Consider the following 5,250-nt stretch of genomic DNA (forward strand, 5'->3'; position numbering starts at 1 on the left):
TGGGTGAGTGATCGGCGTATTAGTACCAGTCAGCTCCACCCCTCACAGGGCTCCCACATCTGGCCTATCAACCCCATCATCTCTAGGGCACCTAATAACGAAATCTCATCTCGAAGCCGGCTTCCCACTTAGATGCTTTCAGCGGTTATCCATCCCGAACGTAGCCAACCAGCCATGCACCTGGCGGTACAACTGGCACACCAGAGGTTCGTCCGTCCCGGTCCTCTCGTACTAAGGACAGCCCTTCTCAGATTTCATACGCACGCAGCGGATAGGGACCGAACTGTCTCACGACGTTCTAAACCCAGCTCGCGTACCGCTTTAATGGGCGAACAGCCCAACCCTTGGGACCGACTCCAGCCCCAGGATGCGACGAGCCGACATCGAGGTGCCAAACCATGCCGTCGATATGGACTCTTGGGCAAGATCAGCCTGTTATCCCCGAGGTACCTTTTATCCGTTGAGCGACCGCGATTCCACAATCCACGGCCGGGTCACTAGTCCCAGCTTTCGCTCCTGCTCGACACGTCCGTCTCACAGTCAAGCTCCCTTGTGCACTTACACTCGACACCTGATTGCCAACCAGGCTGAGGGAACCTTTGGGCGCCTCCGTTACTCTTTAGGAGGCAACCGCCCCAGTTAAACTACCCATCAGGCACTGTCCCTGAACCCGATCAGGGTCCGAAGTTAAGGAATCCAGAATGGCCAGAGTGGTATTTCAACAACGACTCCACAACACCTAGCGATGCCGCATCAACGTCTCCCACCTATCCTACACAAGCCACACCGAACACCAATACCAAACTATAGTGAAGGTCTCGGGGTCTTTCCGTCCTGCTGCGCGTAACGAGCATCTTTACTCGTAATGCAATTTCGCCGAGTTCGCGGTTGAGACAGCAGAGAAGTCGTTACGCCATTCGTGCAGGTCGGAACTTACCCGACAAGGAATTTCGCTACCTTAGGATGGTTATAGTTACCACCGCCGTTTACTGGGGCTTAAATTCTCCGCTTCAACACCCAAAGGTGTTTAACAGGTCCTCTTAACCTTCCAGCACCGGGCAGGCGTCAGTCCGTATACATCGTCTTACGACTTCGCACGGACCTGTGTTTTTAGTAAACAGTCGCTTCTCTCTGGTCTCTGCGGCCACCACCCACACATCACCACGCACAGGCGGCTTCACGGGGGCGGCCCCCCTTCTCCCGAAGTTACGGGGGCATTTTGCCGAGTTCCTTAACCACGATTCTCTCGATCGCCTCAGTATTCTCTACCTGACCACCTGAGTCGGTTTGGGGTACGGGCGGCTCGAACCTCACGCCGATGCTTTTCTCGGCAGCATAGGATCATCGGATCACCCCACAAGTGGGGCGCCCATCAGCTCTCAGGCTCACGCCCGGCGGATTTGCCAACCGGACACCCTACAGCCTTAGACCCAGACAACCATCGCTGGGCCCGACTACCTTCCTGCGTCACACCTGTTAATACGCTTACCTACTACGCGCTCAGGTCCCACCATCACCACCCACACAAGAACTCAAAGAGTCCCCGGTGGAGGCTTGGGCGGTTAGTCTCACACGCCTCGGTACGGACGGTTCTTCGCCGGTACGGGAATATCAACCCGTTGTCCATCGACTACGCCTGTCGGCCTCGCCTTAGGTCCCGACTTACCCAGGGCGGATTAGCCTAGCCCTGGAACCCTTGGTCATCCGGCGGACGGGTTTCCCACCCGTCATTCGCTACTCATGCCTGCATTCTCACTCGCATAGCCTCCACCGCTCGATCACTCGACGACTTCACCGGCCACACGACGCTCCCCTACCCAGCACCACACCCGTTAGGGCTACACATGGCGCTGCCACAACTTCGGCGGTGTGCTTAAGCCCCGCTACATTATCGGCGCAGAATCACTTGACCAGTGAGCTATTACGCACTCTTTCAAGGATGGCTGCTTCTAAGCCAACCTCCTGGTTGTCTTCGCAACTCCACATCCTTTCCCACTGAGCACACGCTTAGGGGCCTTAGTTGATGGTCTGGGCTGTTTCCCTCTCGACTACGAAGCTTATCCCCCGCAGTCTCACTGCCACGCTGACACTTACCGGCATTCGGAGTTTGGTTGACGTCAGTAACCCGGTGGGGCCCATCAGCCATCCAGTAGCTCTACCTCCAGCAAGAACCACGCAACGCTGCACCTAAATGCATTTCGGGGAGAACCAGCTATCACAGAGTTTGATTGGCCTTTCACCCCTAACCACAGGTCATCCCCTCCATTTTCAACTGAAGTGGGTTCGGGCCTCCACGACGTCTTACCGACGCTTCACCCTGCCCATGGCTAGATCACTCCGCTTCGGGTCTAGGACACGCGACTCAAATCGCCCTCTTCGGACTCGCTTTCGCTACGGCTCCCCCACACGGGTTAACCTCGCCACGCACCACTAACTCGCAGGCTCATTCTTCAAAAGGCACGCCATCACCCCAACAAAGGAGGCTCTGACGGATTGTAGGCACACGGTTTCAGGTACTCTTTCACTCCCCTCCCGGGGTACTTTTCACCATTCCCTCACGGTACTGATCCGCTATCGGTCATCAGGAAGTATTCAGCCTTACCAGGTGGTCCTGGCAGATTCACACGGGATTACACGAGTCCCGTCCTACTCGGGAACCACTCAACGCAGCACGCACACGTTTCGCCTACGGGACTCTCACCCACTCCGGTCGACCTTCCCAGATCATTCGACTACGCACACGCACCCACGCGGGGACCATGCCGAATCCCCACAAGCAGCCCCACAACACCGCACATGCAACGCCGACACGCTTGACACACACACGGTTTAGGCTCCTCCGCTTTCGCTCGCCACTACTCACGGAATCATTCTTATTTTCTTCTCCTATGGGTACTGAGATGTTTCACTTCCCCACGTTCCCTCCACATGCCCTATACATTCAGACACGGGTGACTGCGCACAACACACAGCCGGGTTTCCCCATTCGGACACCCTCGGATCACCGTTCGCTTACCAACTCCCCGAGGCTTATCGCAGGTTGCCACGTCCTTCATCGGCTCCTGATGCCAAGGCATCCACCATGCGCCCTTGTACACTCACCACCACCCCACACAAAACAAGGGGGCAGCGAGTCGGATAACACAAGAAACACTTACAACAACAAAATCACAGAATGCCGCCACGCCCACACACACCCGACAGCAGAACCACCCACACAGGGCAGCACCACCACACGACAGGGGGCACACACGCGCGACATCCAGATGCTCGCGTCCACTATTGACAAACCACACAACCACCACACACCCACACAAGAACCAGCCACAGGCCAGCCCCCGCACCAGGCGGCGGCATCCCGGACAACACACCCCCACACAAAAAGGGGGGCCTGTTCTCCCAGGACCCAACAGCGCATCCGCACACACACAGCAGCACACGCCACCAGCCATCCACGACCAGCAGCGCACACACACCCCCACAAAAAGGGGCGCCTCCTACGACGTTCCACCCATGAGCAACCGCCCCCACCACGAACGGGCGAGCAGACGGCGCCACCACCACACACCAACACCCACCCCACACAGAGGGGCAGGCCGCGCGCGGCTATCAGTGACAGCTCCTTAGAAAGGAGGTGATCCAGCCGCACCTTCCGGTACGGCTACCTTGTTACGACTTAGTCCCAATCACCAGTCCCACCTTCGACGGCTCCCCCACAAAGTGTTGGGCCACCGGCTTCGGGTGTTACCGACTTTCGTGACTTGACGGGCGGTGTGTACAAGGCCCGGGAACGTATTCACCGCAGCGTTGCTGATCTGCGATTACTAGCGACTCCGACTTCACGTAGTCGAGTTGCAGACTACGATCCGAACTGAGGCCGGCTTTATGGGATTCGCTCCGCCTCACGGCATCGCAACCCTCTGTACCGACCATTGTAGCATGCGTGAAGCCCAAGACATAAAGGGCATGATGATTTGACGTCATCCCCACCTTCCTCCGAGTTGACCCCGGCAGTCTCCTATGAGTTCCCACCATCACGTGCTGGCAACATAGAACGAGGGTTGCGCTCGTTGCGGGACTTAACCCAACATCTCACGACACGAGCTGACGACAACCATGCACCACCTGTGCACCGGCCACAAAGGGAAGAACCATCTCTGATCCGGTCCAGTGCATGTCAAGCCTTGGTAAGGTTCTTCGCGTTGCATCGAATTAATCCGCATGCTCCGCCGCTTGTGCGGGCCCCCGTCAATTCCTTTGAGTTTTAGCCTTGCGGCCGTACTCCCCAGGCGGGGCACTTAATGCGTTAGCTACGGCACGGAATCCGTGGAATGGACCCCACACCTAGTGCCCAACGTTTACGGCATGGACTACCAGGGTATCTAATCCTGTTCGCTCCCCATGCTTTCGCTCCTCAGCGTCAGTTACAGCCCAGAGTCCCGCCTTCGCCACCGGTGTTCCTCCTGATATCTGCGCATTTCACCGCTACACCAGGAATTCCAGACTCCCCTACTGCACTCCAGTCCGCCCGTACCCACTGCACGCGCACCGTTGAGCGATGCGTTTCCACAGCAGACGCGACAGACCACCTACGAGCTCTTTACGCCCAATAATTCCGGACAACGCTTGTACCCTACGTATTACCGCGGCTGCTGGCACGTAGTTAGCCGGTACTTCTTCTGCAGGTACCCTCACCCCCGAAGGGGCTTGTTCCCTACTGAAAGAGGTTTACAACCCGAAGGCCGTCATCCCCCACGCGGCGTCGCTGCATCAGGCTTGCGCCCATTGTGCAATATTCCCCACTGCTGCCTCCCGTAGGAGTCTGGGCCGTGTCTCAGTCCCAGTGTGGCCGGTCGCCCTCTCAGGCCGGCTACCCGTCGTCGCCTTGGTAGGCCATCACCCCACCAACAAGCTGATAGGCCGCGAGCCCATCCCCAACCGAAAAAACTTTCCACACACCACCATGCGGCAGCGCGTCATATCCGGTATTAGACCCAGTTTCCCGGGCTTATCCCAGAGTCAGGGGCAGGTTACTCACGTGTTACTCACCCGTTCGCCACTCATCCACCCAGTGCAAGCACCAGGCTTCAGCGTTCGACTTGCATGTGTTAAGCACGCCGCCAGCGTTCGTCCTGAGCCAGGATCAAACTCTCCACAAAAAAATGTGCGAGCCAAAAAAGACCCCAGCCGACAAAAGAATCACTGACAAGAACAACACCCCACCAACCCACCACAAAGGGCAGGCAGCCG

Annotated in this window: 2 rRNA genes; both read right to left on the minus strand. The window is 57.5% G+C overall.

Annotated features, from left to right (window positions below):
* Positions 1-3,103: ribosomal RNA gene (locus GSY69_RS13425) — 23S ribosomal RNA — on the minus strand.
* Positions 3,104-3,627: 524 nt separating this feature from the next.
* Positions 3,628-5,159 (minus strand): 16S ribosomal RNA (locus GSY69_RS13430).
* Together the 16S and 23S rRNA genes form the textbook arrangement of a ribosomal RNA operon.
* Between the last annotated feature and the right edge of the window lie 91 nt (positions 5,160-5,250).

The organism is Brevibacterium rongguiense (assembly GCF_009857845.1).
Taxonomy (GTDB): Bacteria; Actinomycetota; Actinomycetes; order Actinomycetales; family Brevibacteriaceae; genus Brevibacterium; species Brevibacterium rongguiense.